The 23,469-nt window shown below is 44.4% G+C and carries 19 protein-coding genes; 3 read left to right on the plus strand and 16 right to left on the minus strand.

Annotated features, from left to right (window positions below; all coding sequences use genetic code 11):
• Window positions 1-4: 4 nt before the first annotated feature.
• From KDN35_RS13830 to KDN35_RS13890, 14 genes are all read right to left on the minus strand, one after another.
• Window positions 5-1,873 carry a VirB4 family type IV secretion system protein gene (locus tag KDN35_RS13830; RefSeq protein ID WP_212132994.1) on the minus strand — a complete coding sequence of 623 codons (1,869 nt, stop codon included), beginning with the start codon at window positions 1,871-1,873 and terminating at the stop codon, window positions 5-7.
• Window positions 1,866-2,504 carry a hypothetical protein gene (locus KDN35_RS13835; RefSeq protein WP_212132995.1) on the minus strand — a complete coding sequence of 213 codons (639 nt, stop codon included), beginning with the start codon at window positions 2,502-2,504 and terminating at the stop codon, window positions 1,866-1,868. The genes KDN35_RS13830 and KDN35_RS13835 overlap by 8 nt, the downstream gene beginning before the upstream one ends.
• 287 nt (window positions 2,505-2,791) lie before the next feature.
• Window positions 2,792-3,178 (minus strand): hypothetical protein, encoded by a 387-nt coding sequence (locus KDN35_RS13840; protein WP_212132996.1) that lies wholly within the window; start codon window positions 3,176-3,178, stop codon window positions 2,792-2,794.
• Between the two features lie 133 nt (window positions 3,179-3,311).
• Window positions 3,312-3,899 carry a metal-dependent hydrolase gene (locus KDN35_RS13845; protein ID WP_212132997.1) on the minus strand — a complete coding sequence of 196 codons (588 nt, stop codon included), beginning with the start codon at window positions 3,897-3,899 and terminating at the stop codon, window positions 3,312-3,314.
• A gap of 647 nt (window positions 3,900-4,546) precedes the next feature.
• Complete coding sequence (locus KDN35_RS13850) at window positions 4,547-4,990, minus strand: reverse transcriptase-like protein (RefSeq protein WP_212132998.1); 444 nt, start codon at window positions 4,988-4,990, stop codon at window positions 4,547-4,549.
• Between the two features lie 12 nt (window positions 4,991-5,002).
• The gene (locus KDN35_RS13855; protein WP_212132999.1) at window positions 5,003-6,814 is read right to left on the minus strand and encodes a DUF5348 domain-containing protein; all 1,812 of its coding nucleotides are present in this window, start codon (window positions 6,812-6,814) and stop codon (window positions 5,003-5,005) included.
• Between the two features lie 610 nt (window positions 6,815-7,424).
• Window positions 7,425-8,147, minus strand: coding sequence for a hypothetical protein (locus KDN35_RS13860; protein WP_212133000.1), 723 nt, complete (start codon window positions 8,145-8,147; stop codon window positions 7,425-7,427).
• Window positions 8,148-8,352: 205 nt separating this feature from the next.
• A complete protein-coding gene (locus KDN35_RS13865; RefSeq protein ID WP_212133001.1) occupies window positions 8,353-9,150 on the minus strand; it encodes a hypothetical protein in 798 nt (265 codons plus the stop codon).
• A 786-nt stretch (window positions 9,151-9,936) separates the two neighbouring features.
• Complete coding sequence (recD2, locus tag KDN35_RS13870; RefSeq protein WP_212133002.1) at window positions 9,937-12,195, minus strand: SF1B family DNA helicase RecD2; 2,259 nt, start codon at window positions 12,193-12,195, stop codon at window positions 9,937-9,939.
• A 244-nt stretch (window positions 12,196-12,439) separates the two neighbouring features.
• Window positions 12,440-12,610: a DUF6906 family protein gene (locus KDN35_RS20250; protein ID WP_481752776.1), complete on the minus strand. Its 171-nt coding sequence runs from the start codon at window positions 12,608-12,610 to the stop codon at window positions 12,440-12,442.
• A 29-nt stretch (window positions 12,611-12,639) separates the two neighbouring features.
• Window positions 12,640-13,386, minus strand: a complete 747-nt coding sequence (locus tag KDN35_RS13875) for a hypothetical protein (protein WP_212133003.1) — start codon at window positions 13,384-13,386, stop codon at window positions 12,640-12,642.
• A 136-nt stretch (window positions 13,387-13,522) separates the two neighbouring features.
• A complete protein-coding gene (locus tag KDN35_RS13880; RefSeq protein ID WP_212133004.1) occupies window positions 13,523-13,669 on the minus strand; it encodes a hypothetical protein in 147 nt (48 codons plus the stop codon).
• A 161-nt stretch (window positions 13,670-13,830) separates the two neighbouring features.
• Window positions 13,831-13,989 carry a hypothetical protein gene (locus KDN35_RS13885; protein ID WP_212133005.1) on the minus strand — a complete coding sequence of 53 codons (159 nt, stop codon included), beginning with the start codon at window positions 13,987-13,989 and terminating at the stop codon, window positions 13,831-13,833.
• A gap of 13 nt (window positions 13,990-14,002) precedes the next feature.
• Window positions 14,003-14,233, minus strand: a complete 231-nt coding sequence (locus KDN35_RS13890) for a helix-turn-helix transcriptional regulator (RefSeq protein WP_212133006.1) — start codon at window positions 14,231-14,233, stop codon at window positions 14,003-14,005.
• A gap of 149 nt (window positions 14,234-14,382) precedes the next feature.
• On the opposite strand from KDN35_RS13890, the gene KDN35_RS13895 reads away from it, so the two are divergent.
• Complete coding sequence (locus KDN35_RS13895) at window positions 14,383-14,739, plus strand: helix-turn-helix domain-containing protein (protein WP_212133007.1); 357 nt, start codon at window positions 14,383-14,385, stop codon at window positions 14,737-14,739.
• Window positions 14,740-15,221: 482 nt separating this feature from the next.
• On the opposite strand, the gene KDN35_RS13900 is transcribed toward KDN35_RS13895, so the two are convergent.
• Both KDN35_RS13900 and KDN35_RS13905 read right to left on the minus strand, forming a co-directional pair.
• On the minus strand, window positions 15,222-20,024 hold the full coding sequence (locus KDN35_RS13900; protein WP_212133008.1) for a DEAD/DEAH box helicase: 4,803 nt from the start codon (window positions 20,022-20,024) through the stop codon (window positions 15,222-15,224).
• 864 nt (window positions 20,025-20,888) lie between these two features.
• Window positions 20,889-21,416, minus strand: a complete 528-nt coding sequence (locus KDN35_RS13905; RefSeq protein ID WP_249179104.1) for a hypothetical protein — start codon at window positions 21,414-21,416, stop codon at window positions 20,889-20,891.
• Window positions 21,417-22,225: 809 nt separating this feature from the next.
• Here KDN35_RS13905 and KDN35_RS13910 point away from each other — a divergent pair.
• On the plus strand, window positions 22,226-22,699 hold the full coding sequence (locus tag KDN35_RS13910) for a hypothetical protein (RefSeq protein ID WP_212133009.1): 474 nt from the start codon (window positions 22,226-22,228) through the stop codon (window positions 22,697-22,699).
• A gap of 22 nt (window positions 22,700-22,721) precedes the next feature.
• On the plus strand, window positions 22,722-23,081 hold the full coding sequence (locus KDN35_RS13915) for a DUF1878 family protein (RefSeq protein ID WP_212133010.1): 360 nt from the start codon (window positions 22,722-22,724) through the stop codon (window positions 23,079-23,081).
• Window positions 23,082-23,469 lie beyond the last annotated feature (388 nt).

Below are 23,469 nucleotides of genomic sequence, written 5' to 3' on the forward strand. Positions count from 1 at the left end.
TTGCTCACCCCCCATGTTCTGGGAAGAAAATCTCTTGCTCCCAGGGAGAAAACTGTGTCACCACACGTACACTGTATTTCGGCTGTTTAATGATCGCGTGGTGAGCTAAGCCCATCCCCAAAAATTCCAGTTCTCCTTCCGTTAATTTGAACAGCTCGGCACATCTCTGCAAATCGCCTTCGTGTTGAGCAAAAATAATTTTCGTGTCACTGTTCTGAATAACCGCTCTCCCGTGCTCATTCTCATAAAACTTTTGAAAGTTTTGGGTGGCCGCAATCGGTCCTCCCTTCCTCTTGCGGAACCGCCGGAAATAGGTTTCGAGTGCTTTGGCAGAATACAGGTTTTTGAAGAGTTCTTGGCACTCATCCGCATCGACACGAAACAACGAGCCATCATCCAGATCGCGCTTTTTCAAAAAGCGATTCTCCAGATAAGAAAGAACCACAATGTTTGCAATCGGTAATAACTCCGAATTGTGAAGATCCCTCAATCCGAATCCCGCACAAGGGGCCTTCCCAAGCTCCACGTTTGTTTGACAGTCAAAGATTCCAAGGGTTCCCTTCTCGGTGAATCGTTCAAGGGTTAGTACGGTTCCTTGCAATTCATTGATTCCATCCGCAAGCAGGCAAAATTCATGATAAAAGTCTCCAAACTGCGGTGGTTTCTTTTTTTGCTTGGTGACGAATTGTCCATTCTGAGGATCAAAGTAAGCATCATGATACAAACTTCGTGGGTCTTCCGTGATCTCGCACTTTTCATACGCCTTGCGCCATGCTCGATCCATGTATGCTGCGATCACTTTATGGTCAGCACTATCCGTTAAACCCGCCATCGCTGCAGACAGGTTGACCATATCCTCGATTTTCCCCTGCAAATCCACAATCAGGCCACGCTCTTTGTGATGTTCTACTTCAATGTCTGCCGGGTTAAATCGCAAATCGGAGTAACGGCTAATCGGCAGGTAGACACCCCCCAAGGTTTCGATGGTTTTTTTCAGGTCCCCTTCCTGGTCAATCACCGCATGATATACGCCGTACGGAACTTCCCCGGCAATAATCTTTTGAAGCATGGCGGTTTTCCCTGTCCCCGAAACACCAATTAATGAGATCCCAAAGTTATTTACATGCTCTTTGTTAAACCCATCAAAGAGGACTGGAGAACCCACGTCATAATTCAGTCCCAATATTGGGCCATCTTCATGCGGCCAATCCGATACGGTAAAGGGATACAGGTTAGTCCCCGCAGCCAAATTCATCTCTTTCCACGCTTCTTTTCTCTTGATGGCCAGAGGACTGACAGCCTTGAACATCAGGTCATGCTCATGATCAGCCGGCTTAAGGCAATCCTTAGTCCCTCCAAACTTAGACATGAGGCGGTCTGCCTTTTTTTCCAATTCTTCCTGGTTGTTCGCAGCTAGGATGATGAAATTATCGAAGTATATAATGCGATCCCGATTATTATCAATATCAGACCGCAATTGCTGGAGCATTGCCAGCTCCTCTTGACTGGAAAGGACGCCACGGCTAGACACTTGCTTGGCACGATCAATAAGTTTTGATTCAATTCCTTCAATACGGTTCGTAAGCCAAGTCAATATCTTGTCCTTATCAACAGGGGCGATATATTGGATGAAGTCAATATCCCCCGGAAAACTTACAAGAGGGTGAAGGTACCCAAAGTCAATTTCAGATGGCCATCCGTCTACAAAAAATGATTGGATGTATCTCTCACCTACCTGAATGAACGTAGGATGTGAAAGATCAGCAGAATTTGGAGCCAATACTTCAATGAAATCATGGATCGGATGATATTCATCATCCTTCTCCTTCTTGGCTGGCCAAATCAATTTGAGCTTAGTTTTCAGGTTAAGCAAATGCGGGCACCCCTTTTACAAACAAGCTGTGGAATCCTTTTTCGTAAAGATCATTACCCGAGATGTACTTGGACTGCTTCTTATTGCACCAGGCGTGAAGAATATCGTATACATCCGGAGTTTCCAGTCGTTTGTACCGCCGTACAAAACGTTGGATTCGAACCAAAGATTCTTCGATGCGATCGTTAAGAAAGTCATTGGCTTTTTCCGGCGATCGAGTTGGATCTTCCAATGGAAACACAAGAAAATTACGACGAACCGGCAGGTTTCTTGATACAAGTAACTCCCGATTAAAGTGTTCTTGCTCCATCAAAAACACCTCCGTCATGGAACCGGAAGCGTTATAGGTACGAACAAAATTGATCCGATTCTCTCTTTGCCTTTTCATCACTTCTTCCAGATCAACTTGGCGACTTTGGATATACAATGCGATCTCAATCTCCAATGTCCGCAAGAAATCCTGCCACCCCAAGTAGACATTCCGTAATTCTTTTTCCGAGCAATGTGTTAAGGGGATCGGGAAAATCTCCAAGTACTTCCGATAACGTCCGTTTGAAAGGATCACAAGTCCATCCTGAACATCCTCTAGTTCCAGATACTCCGACCAATTAATGCTCTTTCTGGAGTCCAATGTATCCCCTCCTCTCCCTTCGGATAACCCTCTTGGGTCTCAATCGGAATAAGAACCGTCGCCACCACACGATCCATGGAGATTCCCCTTTGATTTTTCGGAACATGAGATATCCTCCTGCTATGGGAAACAAGGGGACAATCTCGTACAAGCCAATGGAAATGGAGGCAAGCAAGCCTGTAAACGAAACAATACAAATGATCCATTGAGTGTTGGACAAGACGAAAAGCGGGATGTCATTTTTTATCCCTTTGGGTACTTTTGCACGCATCGAATCCACATCCTTATTACGGCTGCAACATGTTGTAAATGACCTTAGCTAACGTAACGATGCTTGCAACCAACAGTAACCCGATAATAATCCCGAAACCCCATGTTTTTGCCGTCTGTCGTGCGTTTTGCCCCACAGCAATAAAGTTGAGAAAGAACGCTAGCAATGCACCGGAAATGACAGATCCAGCTAAAGATAATCCGATCACCCAGTTAAAGATTCTGTTGATCAACTGACTAAAATCATTTTCGGGGTTTCCTTCAGCAAGTCCAAATGGATCAAATTGTGGTTTCCCGTTATCTTTTGCATAGGCTACTTCGGCCTGATGCAACGGAATAAGCAGTGCTGAGAACAAAATGGCTACAAACATCAGAATTTTGACTGATCGGACAGTCCAGCTCATACAAACTCTCCTTTCTTTTTGCTACAAATGCCGAGGCTAGCTGCGCAGAAACATCTCCCCTCCTTTCACGTTGCAGCGCCCCTCACAAATAGAAAAAGCCCGGTAAGTGAATACCAGGCAAATGAAATGGCACCTAAACCGAGAGATATGACGAAATAGAAATCCAAACTGTGTAGATTATCGCCCCCCATTGGACTATCAGCCGCTCTGCGGTTGAACCCGTCTGAAAAAGCGTTACACCAAAGCGCCTTGAACTCAACGGAGAAAATAATGCAATCTTTTCAGAAATGAAGTCCAAGGCGAGATGAGAACCGTACCCAATCAGAGCCGGTATCCACAAATTTGGTTGAAACAACCAAGCGGATGCGACAACGACTCCGATTCCCACAAAGCTATGTGTGGGGCTTTCCCTGTTTTTTACAAGGACGAGTAATATCAGGAGAGCCCCAATCGCCGTGAATAACAGATTGTAAATTCCCCACCCGTAATAAACCAGCATCCCTCCTATCACCAAGAATGCAAACGGACGGAGCCAAGAAGGGAAGAAGGGCATTAACAACCCACCCATCCGACTTCTAGGCTCCGTTATATCCGGTAGCAACGATGTAAATACGACCGTCCCCAGTCCCATTATCCATTGCGGCAATTCATCCCATTGATGCGGCAGTTTGTAGGAGCAATACGCAGCAACCGCAACAGTTATATGTGTGCGTCCCAGCATGGAAGGCTCTCCTTCAGGTTCAGTAACTGCTTATTGATCTGATCTAACTTTTCCCGTAGAATGGCAACTCGTTCAGGAGGGCATGTTCGTAACTCCCGCTTTAACCTGGCTCGCTCAGACAGCAACCGTTGTACTTGACTGTTGATCTCAAACAATATCCCCATCGAGTAAGTCTCCTTTCCCTTTTCGTTCACAAAACAAAAAGCCCTTTGCAACAGGGCTTCCTACTTCAATGCGAATAACCGACCAAATACGGTATCGAACAGGTCAATTTTTGATTCAGCCGCTTTTCTCGCTTCCTCAAGTGATCCATATACTTTCCCATCATCCAACGACCGGTACTTTTTTGGGGACTCAATCTCAAAAACATAAGTCTGGGTTTCACGGTGAAATGTAACCTTCCCTCGATACCCCTTTTTCTTGAACGTCCACTCAACAGGTTGTAGATATGGAAAGTCTCGTAAGGTCACGGGAATTAATTTCAATGGCAACACCCCCAATTACCATACAAATTTGGATGTTTTTGAGATATGCGAACAATAAAAATATCGCTTTTTCAAGCGAATCCAATTGTGCGTATAATCTAACCACTTGCATATTGTCAAGATATAGCATAAATCATAATAGGAATGTTTGCAAGTATCAAGTTACAAGAAACTCACCATGACAAATTGTTCTGTCCCTTGTCCACCTCCCATTTGAGTAGCAGGGCTGAATGGAACCTTCTCTTCCTGTTGGTCGCGATCAAGCCGTTCAAACCGGAAGTGGCGAAGATTTGCAAGAAGACTTCTGACCTTCACACAGTAGTTAAACAAGCGTGATTTTTTAGCCTGCCATTGACCACTTGCCTGCTTCATCACAAGTGAATTGGTACCGAGGAACTTAACCGCTGTAATGCCGCGGACGAGTATTTCTTCAAGCAGCATCTGAAGCGCATAATAGGTCGCCTCATTCCGATCAAGCCCCTCCACACGTTTTTGTAATTCCCACACCCTTTCTCCTTCCGGTGAGATTAACCACGCAACAGCGTATAAATTCTTATTGTTCCGGGTAATGTCAAAGCAACCTGTATACATCATTTCCTGCACCATCCTTTTTCAGCGTTATCGATACCGAATTCTTGCCATCGTACCTTGGAGATTGATCTTCGGCCGATCTACCGCGTAATAGTCTTCCCCATTGTGCTCAATTCTGGTTCTCACCCAATATCCGCCGTTCTCTTCTTCATTCACCAATATTTCAATGGTCTCTCCCCAGGTGAAGTAATGATCCTCATCAATGGCATATCTACCGCTGCTGTTTTTGTACAAGCGCCCCTGAACAGTTACCTTTCCGTTCAAGTAGCTTAAATCATCCAAAGCTGCTTCCAAGTTTTCTGTAACTTTGTACAAAAGGTGAAATGTCAGTCGCTCATCAGCAGATAAAGCACTATGTTCAATCTTTTCGAGGCATCGATTCACCTGCTGAACGGTAACCGATATTGGCAGTTTCTCCAGTAAATCTTTCATGTAATTGATTTTGTCCATCGTTCTCGTCCTTTCTCGTTTTTCAGCTTGAAGTTGCTCAGCAATATCCTTAAAAACATCCTTCGGCCTCAGCACCTCACAATCGAACCCTTTACTTTGAAGGGTCTTCTTTGATAATTCAGCTCCCCGTTCACCTGCTACGTCATTATCTCGGACAACGTAAATCTTCACGTCTTTTCCAACAACTCTCTCTATCAGGCACGCTTGCTCTACGGAAAGATGTGAAGCTTGCATGGCCGCAGCTGGTACCCGAAGTTCTTGACGCAATAAGATCGCATCAAATCCCCCCTCTACCAAATAAAGTGTCTTGCTGCGTTTTGCTTCTTCCATCACTTCATAAAGGCCAAATAAAACAGCCCCTTTTTGAAAGAGGCTGTCGTCAGGTGTATTACGGTATCGCTTTTTTGAAGTGGAGACAATCGACCGGTACGTAAAACCGAGTACATTCCCCGTTACAGCGTCACGATTGGGGAATACGATGCTGTTGGTCTTCTGATCCCATCCAATGCCATACGTTCGGATGGTATTGGCATCCACGCCCCTTTCTTTTAGATAATTCTGGGCCTCTTGGGAGAGACATAGATCAGAAGCATACTTATGAGCCTGTTCCCGTCTTTGCATTTTGAGGAGACTATTTGAAACGATGGTCGTCTCCCGCTTGTGCAATGTTTGAAATTGGGTTTTCCTGGACTTCCCCCAATCAAACCAAGCACGATAAACCTCCCCTGGTTTTGCTAAGAGAATTCGGGTGTCACCTTTGAGCAACAGCTGTCGGATGTCCTTTAGCACTTTCCGTACCGCGTCTCCAAAGCGCATTCCATACATGTGTCGGACCATCTCCGTAGCATCACCCGAAATGGAGCAAGCATGGCAGTACCAGATGCCTTTTTCTCTGTTGGCATACATACTTGGGTCGGTATCCCCATGCAACGGGCACAAGCACGGATTTTCACCTGATCGGTTTTCCTTTTGAACCGTGATCCCAAGATGACGAAGATATACGAGGAGGTCAATCCACTCACGTATCCAAGTTGCAACAGCTCGAACACGGTCTGTGGAAACTCTCGCCGGCAATGTCAATACATTTGCGAGAGTGGTTGCAGTGATTTCACCTTTATCCCGATGAAATGTTTTTAAAGCAGTGGTTCCTGCATGCTGATTGACTAACGTTGCAGGATTCACACGCGCGCGCGTAACCAACTGGGGTACTATATAGTTTTTTATATAATAACTAGTTTTAGTGGCAGCCGGTTCTTGAAATGCAACATTGCAAAATCTATCCGTGCCCTTGCCACTGAATCTGAATGCAACATTACTTTCCATTCCCGCTGCAACATCAGGAACAATCTTCACCATTTTGGCGTTTCCTCTGCCCCCTTTCTTTTTCAACTCCCTAACCTCCTTCTTTTCCCTCTGGGCCGTCTTTGATGCAACATTACTGTCCCGTGCTTTCCTTGGGAATACTTTGACCTGTGATACATCCTCGTGCCACTCACCTATCTTCTCGATTTTGATTCCATCGCATGTCCGTTGTGTCCGAATTAGATTGGCAATCTCAAGTTTTCGTATGTTCCGCCAGACGGTTGCTCTGTGTACTCCAAACACATCTGCAACATCATGAATACGGACGAGGGAATGGTTGACCAAATACAAATAAAATTGGTATAATCTGTTTATATCCATAGTAGAATTAGAAAGGGACTAGCGCCATCTAGTCCCTTCTTTCTTTCCCCCTTTCTTTTATTCAAACCAACAGTGTATGTCTCCCATACCAAAATCAACGAAAGACAACGTCTTCGAGTGACGTTCTAAAACCGTTTCTTCAAGAATTTTGAGCTGAGATTGGCTGGCCGAAACACTTTGACAATCTCGTCCAGACACCAGATTATTTATTTCTTAAAATGTTTCCGGGTCAACGAACTGGCGCACTACTCTTCACTCATTTCTATGAAAAAAAGCACCTCGTGGGTGCTAATCTATCAGATTTTTCTCAATGTATTTATATGCTCCATATCTCTTTATTTTTATTATAGAAATCGTACTGTTTATCTAACTTTGCTTCATACAGGTGCAACGCACCATTAATTTCACTAAGACAAGATTCCCAAATTTTAACACACTCAGCCATGAATAGTTCTTTTTCATCAATATGTGTATGAATATAACGGTTAATAATTCCTTGCGTGTCAAAATCACTCAACTCATTGAGTTGAAAGGAAAGTAAAAAAATCAGTGGCCCTCCTATTTCATTCTTTACCTTTTCGCTAATTGATTTTAACTCATTTCCGTTGATGATAAAAAAATTCCATTTTTCTTCCAAGGTCTTTGCATCGCTGTACTTACTCAATAATGAGCCAAGCATGTATTCATTTATGTACTTCAACCTTTCCTTCACTTTAAAATATGAGTCCATAAATTTTTCCTTCTCTTCTTTAAGGGCTAACTTTTTAGTAAAACTAAATATTAAATAACTGAATATCCCTGTAACGATAATTCCAAGGAACGATATTATACCACTGATAGCGGATACCGTAAGAGAATAAATTGCTATCCAGTCATTTGCTTTTAATCCGTACTTAACATCTCCTTGTTCCCCAAAACGTTTAAGCCCTTCCAGAAATTCCAAAAAATACAGGAACTGATAAACCCCAATAATAATCAATGCGACAAATACTCCTCCTGCAACAATTCCGATAAGAATAGCATAATGTTTCTTTATCATTTGTAACAAACTTCATTCCCCTCTCCACACTTTTTAGTTATTAGTTACTCATCTCCTTGACGCCTATACCCCACGTCTTTTGATAGGGGCCACCTCCGAAGGTTTACGGAGGATGGGTTCCGATCTTCTCCAGTCCATACACTTCTGCTACCATGTAGGCCATACTGCAGCCGATTCCCTAAAAATTCTACCGATTTATGATAATCTAATACAGAGGATCGCTGTATAAATCCGATTGAATAACAGGTTTATCTTCTAATCCATATTTATGTGTTAGAGATTCAACTATTTCTTTGAACCAACCAGGACTAGTCGGCGAAACATGTATTGATCCTATTAGCTTGTTAATGTCGACTGAAATATAGGTTCCTGTTTCAGTACTAAAATATCTCTTGTCTTCACTCAAGACGAGTAAACGCAACTCTTGTTCGTATTTAAACGACTTTCGTTTGTAAAAAAGGGATTCAAAAACATTAGTACTTGCCATATCTTTGTTAAAATCAATATACTGTACTTTTCCTACATGGATTCGAAATCTAGGATTAACAAAACTACTCCTCAAATTCCCGAATGTCGTTTTGATGGCTAATCCTTCATTAGATTTTAAATAGATATCCCACATTGCTGCAGATTCCTCTTCGTTTATATGCCAACAATTCACTGCAGCATGCTCAAGATGAATTGTAATGTATTTTTTTAGCCATTCTATTTTTTTCTGGAAATCAGATCCCCCAAACAAGTACGAATCATGATCTCTTAAAATTTGATCGACATCATATTTAGAGAAGCTCCCTTCATAACTATCTCTAAAGTACACTGGTTTTGAAAAAAACAACGCTTTCTTCTCCAATAAACTTACAAATTGTGCAAGGCTCATGTAACGCCACAACAATGTTGATTGGTTAACTTCGTTGGTCTCAAAAATGTTGTATTCCCTATTGTACTGATAACGATCCTCAAAGTTCATAATTGAACTAATAATAGTTGGTTTAGAAATGATCATTATCCCACCTCATTTATAAATTTTACAAATAAGGTGAGCTGCACATCAACTTTTTCCGATATAAATATCCTCACACCAAAACTTGAACGAAATAGTCGCCCGTTTAAATTCCTATCACATAAGGAATGCGTGTGGTAAATTGGTTATAATCTTTTCATTCTTGAGGTGATCATCATGGTTGCTGTCTTTGTTAGAACCGCAACAAGCGATTTTAGAAAGGTCCAGAAGAAAATAGAATCCTGCATGCCGCTTGTAAAAGTTTCAGCCTATAAAATGTATCTTGAGGTAGACAACAAAACCATTAACTCTGATAGGCTGAGACTGTCCCAACTATTACTGACAATGAAAAATGGATTGGTAAACAAAGATTATCTGCTATATCGACAATCGCATCTCCCGAAATCCTGTTGAATTGGGTAATTTCATTAAGCTGGCCAATCAGTTGAATAATCCGTTGGTATTTGCCGAGTGATTCTACTTGCCTTTACCGAACCTGCTTTCACTGATGCTGCGGAGAGTGATCAATTTGGACAAGTCTTTCTATTACGCGGTCCCTTGGGGGGAGGTAAGCTACCTGCGCGAGACCCTTGCTGCTTTGGAGGTTCCGTTTCTGATCGAACAGAGTGGCCGGCTAGAGTTAAACCCTGGCGAAGTAGCTTTTGTGTTCCCTGACCTCCCCATCAGGCAGTACCGCCACGTCTTTGAGTTATTCGGCACTGTTGGCCGTAGGTACCCAAGTTAACCCTCTTTCTCTTGTAATGAGTGAGTATCCGAACTTTACGGGCACTATGAAAAATCAACAGCCCTTTTGTCCTCCCATTCAGAAAGATTCGGGGCTGTCTTATTCAGTCCATGTAACTGTATGTCTTCTATAATTCGTTTGGCTAACCGTGTATATCGTGCAACAATCTTGTTATTATTGATCGCAATCTGCAGGGCTTTTTTGGTTCCCACCAAGACTACTTTGGATTCGGCCCGAGTGATCCCCGTGTAAATCAGATTTCTTGCAAGCAAGATGTAATGACTGGTCGATACCGGTATGATGACGATGGGAGCCTGCCCTCCCTGCGACTTGTGTATGGTGATACTATAGGCTAGTTGAAGTTCGTGTAACTCTTCCTTGGTGTATGTCACCATTTGACCGTTAATCGTGCAGTACAGACCTTTCTCTTCTGTTACTTGTCCTTCTTTGTCCAGCAGGTAATCAATCCGATCAATCGTACCGATATCGCCGTTGAACACCTCTTTTGTGTAGTTATTTTTGGTTTGTATGATTTTGTCCCCGACTCGAAAAATTGTTTTCCCAACTGCGATCTCTTCTTTATGGGGGGCAGAGGGATTGAGAGTTTCCTGCAGCACACGATTCAACTCTTCCGTTCCAATGGGCCCCTTTTTCATGGGACTGAGAACAAGAATATCAGCAGAGGTGTATCCAAGCTGCGTAAACCTCACGACACTGTTCCGGATCGTCGCAGCGATCTCTTCCGGTTTTTCCCGCTGGATAAAGTAAAAATCTTGTTTCGCTGGATCAATGACAATCGACTCGCCTTTATTGATCCGGTGAGCATTGGTGACAATCTGGCTGTTTTGCGCCTGCCGGAAGACTTCCGTCAGCCGTACATGCGGAACGCCGGCGTCCAACATGTCTTTCAGTACATTTCCTGGATTCACGGAAGGGAGCTGATCCTGATCCCCCACAAGCAATACTTTTGTTTTGTTCGGGTTGATTGCTCTGAAAAGCAAATCGGCCAACTGAATATCCATCATGGATATCTCATCGACAATGAGTAAATCTGCTTCAAGCGGATTGCTCTCGTTGAATTCGGGCTTCTCTCCGGGCCGGAAGTTAATCAGTCTGTGAATAGTAGCTGCATCCAGTCCGGTTACCTCCGTAAGTTTGCGGCTGGCACGTCCTGTCGGCGCCGCTAGAGCAATCCTTGCCACTGGGTTAAGCCTTTGATACACGTCAATGACCGCTTTTACGCTAGCCGTTTTGCCGCATCCAGGACCACCGGTTAAGATCAATAGGTTCTCCGTGAACAGCTTACGGATCGCCTCACGTTGTCCTTCCGCCAATACCATTTTGAAACGAACCTGGTAATCTTTGATGGCAGCATCGATTGCATCCATGTTTGTGTTGTTACTGCCGCTGCGCATAAATTTGAGCAAGCGTTGGGCCAGTCTCTTTTCGGAGCGATACAAAAAAGGAGGATAGACTCCCCCTTCCTCAATAATGACGCGACCGTTTTCCTCCAGCTGAAAGATCCCCTGTTCTACCTCGTCTCTCGTTATGTAAACGTCCGTGTTGTGATTGAGAACCTTCAGTACCTCATCGATCAGCTCCACTTCTGGAATGAAGCAATGACCAAAATCGAAGCACATCTTTTTCAGCATATAGTCTACACATGATTCAATCCGAAACATTGAGTTGGGCATGATGCCCATCTTTTTTGCGATTTCGTCCGCCTTAAGAAAGCCAATGAGATCCAATTTGGTGAGTTGATACGGATTCCGCTTGATAATATCCAGCGTGTTGGAGCCAAACTCTTTATAGGCCTTCACGACAATACTTGTGCTGACACCGTATTTCGACAGCTCCATCATGATCTGTTGAACTTCAAACGAGGACCGGACACTGGTGACAATAGAAGAAGCCTTTTGCTGACCAATCCCACGGATAGGCAGTAAGCAGGCTTCTCCTTCTTTCATGATAATATCTAATGCATGCTCACCAAGGACATCAACAATCTGCTTGGCTCTTTTCTCTCCACAGCCTTTCACCAGGGACGAAGAGAGGAAAGCAATTACCTGTTCCTTGCTTTTCGGAATCGGGCGTTCCCAACGTTCAACACGGTACTGATCGCCATATTGTGGATGTTTGAACCAATCGCCGTATACAGTGATCTTCTCGTTTGGCTCAACCCCATAGATAGTTCCCGTAATCGTAATTTCTTTCCCGTCATTTTGCTTAAGAGTAGCTACGATGAAGTCGTTGTTTGGTTGCCGATACTTATAACGAACCAATGTTCCTGTTATACCGTTCAATGTTTACACCTCCTTGGAGTGTAACTTTTTGCAGGTGTGGCGCTTGTATTATGGAACAAACCACATGACCTCATCTCCCCCAATAGAACATAATAATTACCGTAACAAACCAAAGGATGATCGCAAATATTCTTGCTGGTTTAAAGGAATCCATCATCATTACCCTCCACCTCAAAGACTGGACAGAATCATCAATGTCAGGAGAATACCCTAACAGTTGATGATAAATTGACTAGAGGGCAAATTAACTTGATTTTGAACTATTGAGCGATAATGCTAAAGTTTGTTTCGTCTTCCGATGAACGAGCAGCCACATATCGGGCATCTTTTTGCTTATTAGCCATTCCTTTGGATTAAGATCGCGGCTAAGAAGTACGAGCTTTTGCATTCGCGTCAGGTTTTTCCCGTTCTTCACTGTTTCAACTCCTTCTTCTCACTTCTCCGTTAAGCCACTGAACCTTGATGTCTCATCTCTTCTTCAATGAGTACCGGCAACCATTTGATCATCCATTCTGTTGAGATGAACACATTAGGTTTGATCGCCTGTGGCAAATACCGCTTGAGCAAACCAAGAACAAAGTTGTAAGAAAGCGAAAGAACCCGCTTGGATTTTCGACCGATCTCCCTCTCCTCTATCCTCTGTCCAACCGAATTCACTTTTTGTTTAAAGCGATCCACCATCTCCTTCAAGGACACACGTTTACGAACCACTTTTTCAGCTTTGGTATCTTCAGCTTCAGCCTGAATTTCAATCACCTGAACAGTGTTAGTCTCATCTTCAGGCAACACCAGGCGAATCTCCGGTTCCAATTCGGCCCCGAGGTTACGAGCCATGCGTTCAATCTCTTCCTGGGAAGTAAACAGCCGTTGTTGAATCTGCTGCCATTTCCGAACCAAACCGATCACAAAGGGAATCCCGCTCGTCAGAACACAATACAGCTTCTCCAGTTGATCGGTAGTCCAATTTATCAAATCAGCACCGATAAAGAGGTAGCTTTTCACCCCCTTTTCATAGCTGTATTTGACACGATTGGAAACCTGGGAGACCCCTTTTCGGAAGTGACATACAACCACATCCTTCAGAAACGCGTATGTATCATCGGCCTCAACCAGCATTTCAATTTTCTTCTTGAGCAGATCCATGACATTGTGTTCCCGACCACTCAAAACCATCAGCTCAACATATTGCATAGTGATCCCTCCTCACTCTTTCCGAATCTGACTACTAACAAAGGGACAAGAGTTTCGTAATCGTGTCCTTTTGTTACTACTCAGTTTCAATTGGAAAGAAAAACGATAGGGAAGACTGACTTCCCCTGAGTAAAGACTATTTTTTTGTATCCGTGCGTAAGGTTTCGTCATCTTTCAAGCCTGTCTCCATAAGCAAAAAGGGTGATGAGAGGCCTGTTTCCTTCGTATTGGCTTGAGCAATTTGGAGTTCAGTTAATGCCTCCTCTACCAAAGAACGTTCCATATGGATCTCCCTCCTCGGATATAGGTTGACGAATTAACAAGCATTCACTACCCGGTGCTGTATGAGAAGTTCATAAAGTGGAGAAAATAATGAAACGAGTTAAAAAATCAGGAATAGAACTGAGATCGCAAAACCGATAGAATATTCAAAAAGGTTGTTAGTCAAGCGGATTCTTCTCTCATCGATGCTTTATCTGTCTTGGAGTCTTGAGCAGGCTGAACAATAGGTGCTTTGAGAACAACCTTTAGTGCTTGAACCATACGTTTCATGTCCGGCTCGAACTCACGGTGAAATACGATGCCTTTAGGTGGTTTGATCATGGGTGAACTCCTTTCAGGCGTGTTTAATTTCACTTGTATTACACAATTCGTGACATTTTTCTTCAAAAAAAAGTGTCCAATCAATTCCTAGAACTTTCGAAAGTCTTTTAGCTACATTAACACTTGGTTTCCGGTTATCCTGTTCAATCATAGCGTAAGTTGTACGTGCAATAGCTGCTTTTTTAGCGACCTCTTCTTGAGTAAGACCTAATTCGTTCCGCTTAATAACCAACCAACAACGCATGTTAACCTCCCTCAAAATGTCACAAAACGTGTATCTAAGTGTTAATATAATACACTTTTCGTGTCCCGTCAACATACAATTACACTTTTTGTGACATCAATATGATGTCACTCTTTGTGTAGTTATAATGTTCTCAGGAGGTGATTTTAGTGTTAGGTGATCGCTTGAAAGAACAACGGACCCTGAGGAAAATTAGACAAGAGGACGTGGCAACTAAGATTGGTATTGCCAGAACTACATATGCAATGTACGAACAAAATAAGCGAGAGCCTGATAACGAAACCCTCCAAAAGCTAGCTGACTTTTTCGGTGTATCCGTGGATTACCTTCTCGGCCGTACCGATGATCCGGCGTCCATCAACAAAAGCGAACGTCCTTTAACTGAACTAGAGAACCTCTTTTTCTACGAGTTGGATAAATTGAGTGAGGAAGATAAGAAAAAGGCTTTGGAACATGTGAGATATTTAAGGTATTTAGCAGAACAGGAAAATAAGAATAAAAAATAAAAGGACACGAGTTAGCTTGTGTCCTTTCAGTGTGTAAACAAAATCCGTATTTTCATGGATCATGGTTCCTGCTCTCTCTTGACGACCAGTGAAGCAGTTGGCGGTATCCGCTATGAAACGCGTCGCGGGCAGAGGGAAAATATCTGGGCATCTCGAAGATGTGAGACTTGTGCCTCTTGTTTTCCCCGGTTCTCCGCTGAGCAGGTCGTCAATGGATCTCACGTTGCCCCTACCACTCCATGCCTCGCACATTTTCTTTTTCTTCTACATCTTCGTTTGATCAACTTACAGGCCGCCTTCCTATGGAAACACTAGCTCCTTGCTGAACCTTAAAATTAGAAAAGAGAAGTTTGTCTTCAGTCTAAAATTAAGTACAATCTTCATTGGTTCATCGCCGCTTTGAATAGTTTTAAAAAAATAATGCCCCTGTTTCTTTCGAAACAAAGGCGTTTTGGAAGAAGGATCGCTAGCGCGATCCTTCTTTATACTAAGCCCAATCCCGGTAATCCCTTCAAAATCCTCTCTGTCTCCATGCTCACCCGCACGATGCGTTTGATGAGATCGATGATGTAACGGGAATCATCAGACCATTGGTTCGGATCATTGATGATGCCGCTCTCTTTGTCTGTCGTGACCTGGTATCGATCCATAATCCATTCAATGGCTGCCTTGCCGTTGACCACATAACCGTAGGCTTCCAGAGGGATACCGGAAAGTGTGATGTTCGCGTTATAAATGATGGTTGCCTTGTCCGGCTTACCGCCCGGCCCCTTGCCAAAGCGCATTTTCTCAACACGATAGAAATCGTCTGCTTGCGGATTACCGTGGTGTATCTCATCGATCGGCCAAGGCTCGACGGTCTCGTAGTTAAGATGCCAGTAGGCTAGTTCCCTTCCTGCCTTGCTAAAGGCCCAGAAATCTTCTGTGGAAGTCACCTCCGGAATACGTGGGAGCATCTTCTTGAGATCGGCGGCAAATCGTTCCCGATACTCGGGGGAATGCAGGACGCCATAGACGTAGTAGAAGATGTCCTCCTTGGACACCGTATCACCATAGCGCCTCCGGAACTCCTCGAGTGCCCAATCTGTGATCGCATCACGGCGGATGTAGCAGCCTTGGCTTTCCTCTTCCTGTTCCACCCCTTCAAACAAGCCGCCGAGCCGGTTCTGATGGCTCTGCTCTGCTTGGTCCTCGTAGTAGTAGAGGGGGAAGCATTGACCAGTATCCTGAAAATGGAAATTGGGAATGGAATCCACTATGAGGGCGGAAAAGGCTTTGTTTGCTCCAACCCCCGTCACCGAAATCACCCTATTCTCTACGGAAGAATCCGGGAAGAGTTTAGGAATCTGGTATACCCTTTCGTTAAAGGAACGGCTAAAATAAAGCCATTGCTTACAAAAAGGCCTGTACACCGCCGGGACGATGCAGCTTTCCACATATGGGTGTTGCTTGCCGCGGCTGAGATCCTGTTTCAGGTTGTGAGACCAACTAATCTTGTGCGGATCGGTATCAATGAAGGCATTCACATCGTCCATCGTAGGATTTACCTTACCCAACGCCTTGAATCCCTCCAACTGTCGGTTGTAAAAGCCAATCATAGCCTGCATGTTATTCTGGAGGGTAGATAGAGAGAAGTTGTAGGTCCAGCTATCCCGGCTCGTTATTACTCCCTGTGAATAAATGCCAAAGACGGCTGGCTCCCCCCCTTTTTTGTCACCTAGCGTAACGAGTTTGGTAAAATCCTCACTCCGCTGATTGATCCAGTCATACTCGTCATTGGGTTGGATCTCTGTCCAAGATATACCCTTGATACTACCTTGCTGACGGATAATGTCCAACTTTTGCTCACGGCTAAGGTAATCGCCAATGTCATGGTAACGGATCACACAAGAACCTTTCTTGGCCGGGTTCTTAACCAGGACGGTGATGGCGATAGGAGCACGGCTACCCGACCCAAAAATTTTCCCGCCTTCCCTTCTGGATTGTTCGCCAGATGTACGTTGGTTCCCCCGAAGATTAAAGCAGTAGATGGCGGTAAACTCTTCCGCAAGGGACTTACGAAGGCCGTCTGCAGCGTTACTGTCGATGTAGGAGCCGTTGGTGACAAAAGCGATTACACCCTGATCTCCAATACGGTCACTCGCCCAGCGAATGGCGCGAACGTAGGAGTCGTATAGACCTCTTTTCAGTCCAGCTTTGGACGCCGCTGCATAAGTTTCCGCGATTCGCTGGTCTAGACGGTGGTAGGTCAGGTTCCGATTGTTATCATTCTCGCTATCTTGGCCTATTGAATACGGCGGATTTCCGACGATGACTCGGATTTCCTGGCGGTTCTGTCTAGCGATGCGATCGTTGTTCTCTGGAAACAAGGTTTCTGCTAGGGTGCCTTTGTTTTCTCCCAACTGGAATGTGTCGGTCAGCACAATGCCGGGGAAGGGCTCGTAGTCCTGCCCAGACAAGCGATGATACGCTTCCTCAATGTTGATGGCGGCGATGTAATAAGCGAGTAGCACGATCTCATTCGCGTGCAGCTCTTCCCGATATTTACGCACAAGGTCTTCGGGGCGGATCAGCCCGTTTTGAAGCAAGCGCACGATAAATGTGCCTGTACCGGTGAAAGGATCAAGAATATGGACACCCTCGTCGCTCAGGTTCATTCCGAACTCGTCTTGAAGTACGTCTTCTGCACTTTTGAGAATGAAATCGACCACCTCGGTCGGGGTATAAACGATCCCTAGCCGCTCGGCCATTTTGGGGAAAGCGGCACGGAAGAACTTATCATACAGTTCGATGATGATCTTCTGCTTACCCTCGGCGTTGTCGATTCCACTCGCCCGTTCCCGCACGCTCTTATAGAAATCCTCCAGTGATTCGGTTTCTTTCCAGAGGGCATGGCCTTCCAGGACATCCAGCACCTTCTGCATGGATTGGGAGACCGGATTGTGGCTGCTGAAGGCGTAATTCTCGAAAAGCGCATCGAAGACCGGTTTGGTCACAAGGTGCTGGGCCAGCATTTCGATGGCTTCTTCTTGCCCAATACTTTCATTGATATTGCTCTGCAATCCTTTCAGGAAGTCGCCAAAGGCTTTCTGAGCCTCACGGGCCTTGGGATCAACACTTTCCAGGATGGCACGAATATGCGTCTTGTGGCGCTCGGCAATCTTCGCCACATCCTTGGCCCAGGATTCCCAATAGCGGCGTTCTCCACACTTATCAACGATCTTAGCATAGATGGCCTCCCGCCATTCCTTGATCCGCTCAAAATTAAACGCGAGTTGTTCGAAGCGAGACTTGCCATCCGGACTTTCTCCCTCTTCACGTTCCTCACTGCCACCACCCACGCCAATGACCTGGATCTTGTCAGGTTTTCGTTTATTGAGTTCGAGTTTGTTAACGATATCGTTGAAACGGTCGTCATGGGCGCGTAAGGCGTTGAGGACTTCCCAAACCACACGATAGTTCTGGTTCTTGCCTATGGCTTCTTCGGGAGAATCCTCTGCTGAAACTACGATGGGTAGAATGACATAGCCGTATTGCTTCTTGTCGTTTGGTTTGCGCATGACTCGGCCTACTGCCTGCACCACGTCCACCTGTGAATCCCGTGGGTTGAGGAAAATCACCGCATCTAGTTCGGGAACATCCACTCCCTCAGTAAGACATCGGGCATTACTGAGAATCCTACAAATATTTTCGTCAGTATTTTCTCGGATCCACTGTAGCTTACTATTGCGCTGGGCAATATTGTGGGTTCCATCGACATGATCAACTTCACAGACAAGGAGATTCTTCCCTCCATCACCGGGCAATGAACGACGATAGTCTTCGATGGTGCCAGCAAAAAGATCAGTAACCCGTTTCGAGTTCTTGATGGAATTTGAGAAGGCTACGGCACGGCGCATGGGTGTAGGGTCAACGACCTGATCTTTTTCGTTCTCCATAAAGCGCTTGGATAGGGCGTTCCAACAGCCTACTATTTTAGCTACGTCATCGAGAGTAACATTGTCCTCGTTATCGTGAATCCTGTACCCAAGATGCTGCAAAACGTGCTGCTCATCCACCGCCAGGATGATTACTTTGTAATCGGAGAGAATCCCGGCTTCGACGGCTTTAGAGAAGTTCAAGCGATGAAACTCAGGTCCGTAGATGGCTTCATCGTCCATGGAATAAAGATCCACTCCAGCATTTTGGGCTTTGGTTTTGCTGGCGTCCGCATAGATACGCGGAGTGGCCGTCATATAGAGCCGTTTCTTGGCCTGAAGGAATCTTTCTTCATGGACTTTGATAAAGTAGGAGGCTTTATCGCCTCGAACTACACCCGTCGTTCGATGGGCCTCATCGCAGATTACTAAATCGAAAGGAGGCAATCCAGCTTTCTGGGCCTCTGAAACAACATCGATTGACTGGTAGGTGGAGAAAATTACCGTAACAGCATTGCCCAGTCCTTTCTTAACTTCGTTCACGAGCCGTTCGGCATTGGTAGTGGCGGGATAGGCCAAATCGGATACCCGCAAGTCTTCGCCATTCCCTCTGCCGACCTTGGTATCGGAGCAGACGGCAAAGGATCGCAAAGGGAACTCCGCCTCGGCGGTCCATTCGCGCAAGGTCTGCGAGAGCAACGCAATGGACGGCACGAGGAAAAGAACCAGGCCGCCTTTCGGGACAAGCTTTTCAGTCAGCTTCAGAGCGGTGAAGGTCTTACCCGTGCCGCAGGCCATAATGAGCTTGCCACGGTCATAGTTCTCGAATCCGGCCAAGACATCGGCAATGGCCGCTTCCTGGTGTGGACGAAGCGACTTCTTTGTACGGGGGGGTAGTAATTCCGGTCGATCCCAAGAAAAACGTCCCCAGTCGATAGGGCTTTTTTCTAACGCTTCCATGTCGAGGATGGAAACAGGGATCTGCTGGTCCTGGCAGGCTTCCTCGGCATGCTTGCTCATTGGAGCTGTGACGATAATCATCCGCTTGCTGAAAGGGTGCTTACCTGACTCCGTGAAAAATGAGTCGAGGTCAGATTTTTGAATTTTATGCCCAGGCTCATGGAACTTGCACTGGATGGCCCAGATATCTCCTGTATTCGCTTCTTCCGCAACGAGGTCGATACCGGTATCAACACGCCCATCCCGGCCCGGCCATTCCATCCATGACCAGACATGGGTAAAGAGCTGCTTATATAGGGGGTCGTTACGCAAAAAGGCAAGCATCAGGCGCTCAAAGAGATCGCCTTGCTCCCGCTTGCTGTTGGCGAAATGGCGCAATTGGTCGAGGATATCGTAGATGGTGGTCATGGAATCCCCCTCTCGTCATGCATATTTAATTTCTTATCGAGTACGTAGATCCATCACAATTTTCAAATCGTATGAAATCTCCATCAAGCACCTATAAGCCGCACGCTGATTTTCTGTTCAGGAAGATGCGAATCACCTGTTCCCACCGGCAATAGCGATTTGGAAGCACCTACACAGCAGTCACATCGAAGCCGTCCCCAATAACCTTCATAGCCTTTGGTGCTGTCTATGTAGGGCCTACTGAGCGGATGACGCACCGATCAATCCAGCTAGGAGAAACTACTAAAGAAATTCTTAGAGCCTTCACTCCAGAATCATCATCAGCAGTTGCATCGGGATGACCGCCTCGATCTGTCGATGCGGACTCCCACTTATATGCGCGGTATTCGACAGCCTGCACATGATTTCGCCATCATGGTTCGATTTCCCTTGTGGTTACGGATTTTTGTTCGTTTAACATTCATTTTAACACACAAAGGGCAATTCACTCCTCACTCGAATTAAACCAAACCGACAAGATCTAGCAAAATTTTACACCAAAAGGTATAATATGAATAGTCTATTTGACCTACTTATTATCCTCTTATACGAACGTACATTCGATGAAGAGGTGAAGAACTTTGAAACTTACGTATTCCCCTACTCCTTTGGAATCCTGTATCTCTCGATCTTACCTCTTGTATTCGTAGGCCAAACCACCTGATAACATCTCACTTCAGGGAACCATTAAAAACGATCATATAAAAAATCCCCCAACCAGGAGGACTCTTGCTATCATATCGCAACTCGGTTTGATCGGCACCTGTGCTTTCATCACAGCCTGCTGACACTCGATTTTTTACCGTAAAACTGTCATTCAGTCTTTTAATCTTTGTTATATAAATCTATGTTAGTGTGGTAGATAAAAACTGTTTTAAAGTACAAGTTTTTCATAGTATCTTCTTGTATAGATGGTTTCAATTCCTTAAACCATTCCTTTTCCAAATCCTCTTCTGTTAATACATCTGGTCTCCAAAGACCCAACCCAATTTCCGGAAACGTAAAACATGAATCCATTTCAGGGTTATTCCGATCGTATGGCGATATTTCATCGATTCGTCTGACTAACTCGTCAGCTTTCGTATTGAAAACATCAATATTTATAAATAAACACTGAAAAGTATCTTTTAACTCTGAAGGAATTTCGATAAAATTTACCTTCCCTTCTAAATCGTATTTGACCATAAATGAGTCTTTAATGAAATTATCCATATGATATGGTTTTTGATATTTGGCCGCATATCTTTCGATGCAGTCATTCACTTCCTCTTTGGTCATCCCAAGTTCTATTTCCCCAATTCCTCTCCCCGGTTCAATTAATAGGACGTTCATTTCATTCCCCCGCGTTATCATATTCCTCCACCTCCATAACTAGGTATATTTTGGTGAACCTTTACTAACATCCTTATGGCAAGTGCGTATTCAGAGTTGAATCCAACATTTTGTAAGGGTTTTGAAGATACAAAATGATGTCTGTGCCCACCCAAAGCATCTAAATATTTATACCGATCAACCTCAAAATTGTAGCGCTACAAAGCTTTCTTTTTCGCCTTTATAAACTTACACCACTATGAACAACAGTCAGATCGTATTCTAAGTAATCCGAAAAAGCATCTTTTCCACCCTTATCCTTGACAGTCGCTCGTCGACTGCTTTGATTGAAGTAACCTAAAACCATATGCGAATGGTTACACCAGCAGAAGAAGCAGTATAAGGTGAGCCCATGTACACGGCGACACATGTCGGGCAAAGCTCGTCATATTACGGATTAGAATATACCACGTTTTGGTACACAAAAAGTCGGTTGACTGTTCAAAGGTGACCACATGAAGTAACCAAACGGTTGTAATATCCATTTCATACGTAACCACAAGGGTGGAGAAAATGGACTGGGTTTCTAATCCTACACGCTCTGTCGAGGCTGACCTGGATAGGCAGCTGCAAGCAACCAGGTTTACCAATCGCGCGGTAAATTGGAGCAACTGCATCACCGACTTCAGGATGGCAACCAGCGCAGCGTGCTATCCAAAACGTCTACATAAACGAAGGGATATGGAACGGTAGTTACAAACTCGATATTGGAGTTACCAGATATGACACAAAATTAACTATTTTTAGGGTAATCTATTGCAAGAAATATACATGGTTAGTATAATAAGTTTATGGAAAACATTCTCAAAGGAGGAAATAATATGCTCATAAAGACCATTGCCCCTATTGTATCTATGGCTGTATTGGGAGTGTCATTAATTGTACCTTCCTCTGCTTTCGCAGCTGGAAGTAGTGTAATTCAAACAGAACCGATTTCTGTCTCTACTACAGGAAATATCCAACAGAAAGTAGAGGCTCAGTGGAGAGCAAAAGTTACTAAAGAAGCTATTAGAAAACTAGCTGATTTGATAGACAGCGACTACATTGATAATATTATTGCTGAACTCCCGAAAGGTAAGTATAAAAAGGTTCTTTTAGAAAGTCGCTCTTACATTGTTGATGAGCTTCGTGAATTGGCTCGTCTAGGTGATCAAGTAGAGGAAAGGGTACGAGATGTAATTGTACAGGCAATTATGAGCAATACGTCAGCTTCTAGTTCTGTAGCCAATACAATTGCTAATATCATTGTATTTTTATTCTTGTAAAGGAAAGGATTTAGGATACATCATGAAACAAGAATCGTTAGAAGAGAAAGTAGAACGCCTAGAGATGTATATTGATTTATTGCGTCAGATTGCGATTGATGCGGATGAATATTGTCTCTGGGACTGGGTTATTTCACGAGGCTTATCAGTAGATCAGTTCAATAACCTGAAGCAAATTTTAAAGCATCATGTTCAAGTACTCATGCATGCTGAAAAAGAGGAAAACGTGAAAATTCCAACGTTTGCCGAATTGTCAGCAAAACTAATAAATATATTGCATACGGAAGATCGTCCAGCTGACACTAAGACTGTGATGGACGTTCTCAAACGAGCTATAAAAATGCCTGCTTATAGCAGGTTACAACACTATCTTTCAGAATAAAAAGGTATCTTTACAACATACGTAGAGAAAGGGAGACAAGCTCCCAACCTCTTAACGTTAGCCGGACCTCCTACTGTGGCAGAGTAAGGGGTCCTTTACTTTTTGCGAGGCAATCCCAGAAGACATTAATCTCTGAGCATCAACCTAAAGAAAACTATCGAATCAAACGTTCGTTGTCAACGCTGACATATTTTGACCCACCCGGCGATTTTTTGTTGGCCAGGTGGAAGGGGGATTCGTGGGTTCCAGTCCTCATCTTCTCACGAAGTCGGTAACTCTTCCCCCTAACATTGACGAATTGGGAATGGGGGAAGAGCTAATCCTGGATAGTTCAGCAAATATTGGATCGTCCCTATCAGTTCCCCCATACACCGAACTCTTGTTGCTG

The organism is Brevibacillus sp. NL20B1 (assembly GCF_018195675.1).
Classification (GTDB): Bacteria; Bacillota; Bacilli; order Brevibacillales; family Brevibacillaceae; genus Brevibacillus; species Brevibacillus aydinogluensis.

What these genes read in the sequence shown, in the direction of transcription:
- KDN35_RS13840 (WP_212132996.1), bottom strand. Translation starts at nt 3,178, where the DNA reads ATGAGCTGGACTGTCCGATCAGTCAAAATTCTGATGTTTGTAGCCATT.
- KDN35_RS13845 (WP_212132997.1), bottom strand. Translation starts at nt 3,899, where the DNA reads ATGCTGGGACGCACACATATAACTGTTGCGGTTGCTGCGTATTGCTCC.
- KDN35_RS13850 (WP_212132998.1), bottom strand. Translation starts at nt 4,990, where the DNA reads ATGGTGCAGGAAATGATGTATACAGGTTGCTTTGACATTACCCGGAAC.
- KDN35_RS13860 (WP_212133000.1), bottom strand. Translation starts at nt 8,147, where the DNA reads ATGATAAAGAAACATTATGCTATTCTTATCGGAATTGTTGCAGGAGGA.
- KDN35_RS13865 (WP_212133001.1), bottom strand. Translation starts at nt 9,150, where the DNA reads ATGATCATTTCTAAACCAACTATTATTAGTTCAATTATGAACTTTGAG.
- KDN35_RS13875 (WP_212133003.1), bottom strand. Translation starts at nt 13,386, where the DNA reads ATGCAATATGTTGAGCTGATGGTTTTGAGTGGTCGGGAACACAATGTC.
- KDN35_RS13880 (WP_212133004.1), bottom strand. Translation starts at nt 13,669, where the DNA reads ATGGAACGTTCTTTGGTAGAGGAGGCATTAACTGAACTCCAAATTGCT.
- KDN35_RS13885 (WP_212133005.1), bottom strand. Translation starts at nt 13,989, where the DNA reads ATGATCAAACCACCTAAAGGCATCGTATTTCACCGTGAGTTCGAGCCG.
- KDN35_RS13890 (WP_212133006.1), bottom strand. Translation starts at nt 14,233, where the DNA reads ATGCGTTGTTGGTTGGTTATTAAGCGGAACGAATTAGGTCTTACTCAA.
- KDN35_RS13900 (WP_212133008.1), bottom strand. Translation starts at nt 20,024, where the DNA reads ATGACCACCATCTACGATATCCTCGACCAATTGCGCCATTTCGCCAAC.
- KDN35_RS13905 (WP_249179104.1), bottom strand. Translation starts at nt 21,416, where the DNA reads ATGATAACGCGGGGGAATGAAATGAACGTCCTATTAATTGAACCGGGG.
- KDN35_RS13910 (WP_212133009.1), top strand. Translation starts at nt 22,226, where the DNA reads ATGGAAAACATTCTCAAAGGAGGAAATAATATGCTCATAAAGACCATT.
- KDN35_RS13915 (WP_212133010.1), top strand. Translation starts at nt 22,722, where the DNA reads ATGAAACAAGAATCGTTAGAAGAGAAAGTAGAACGCCTAGAGATGTAT.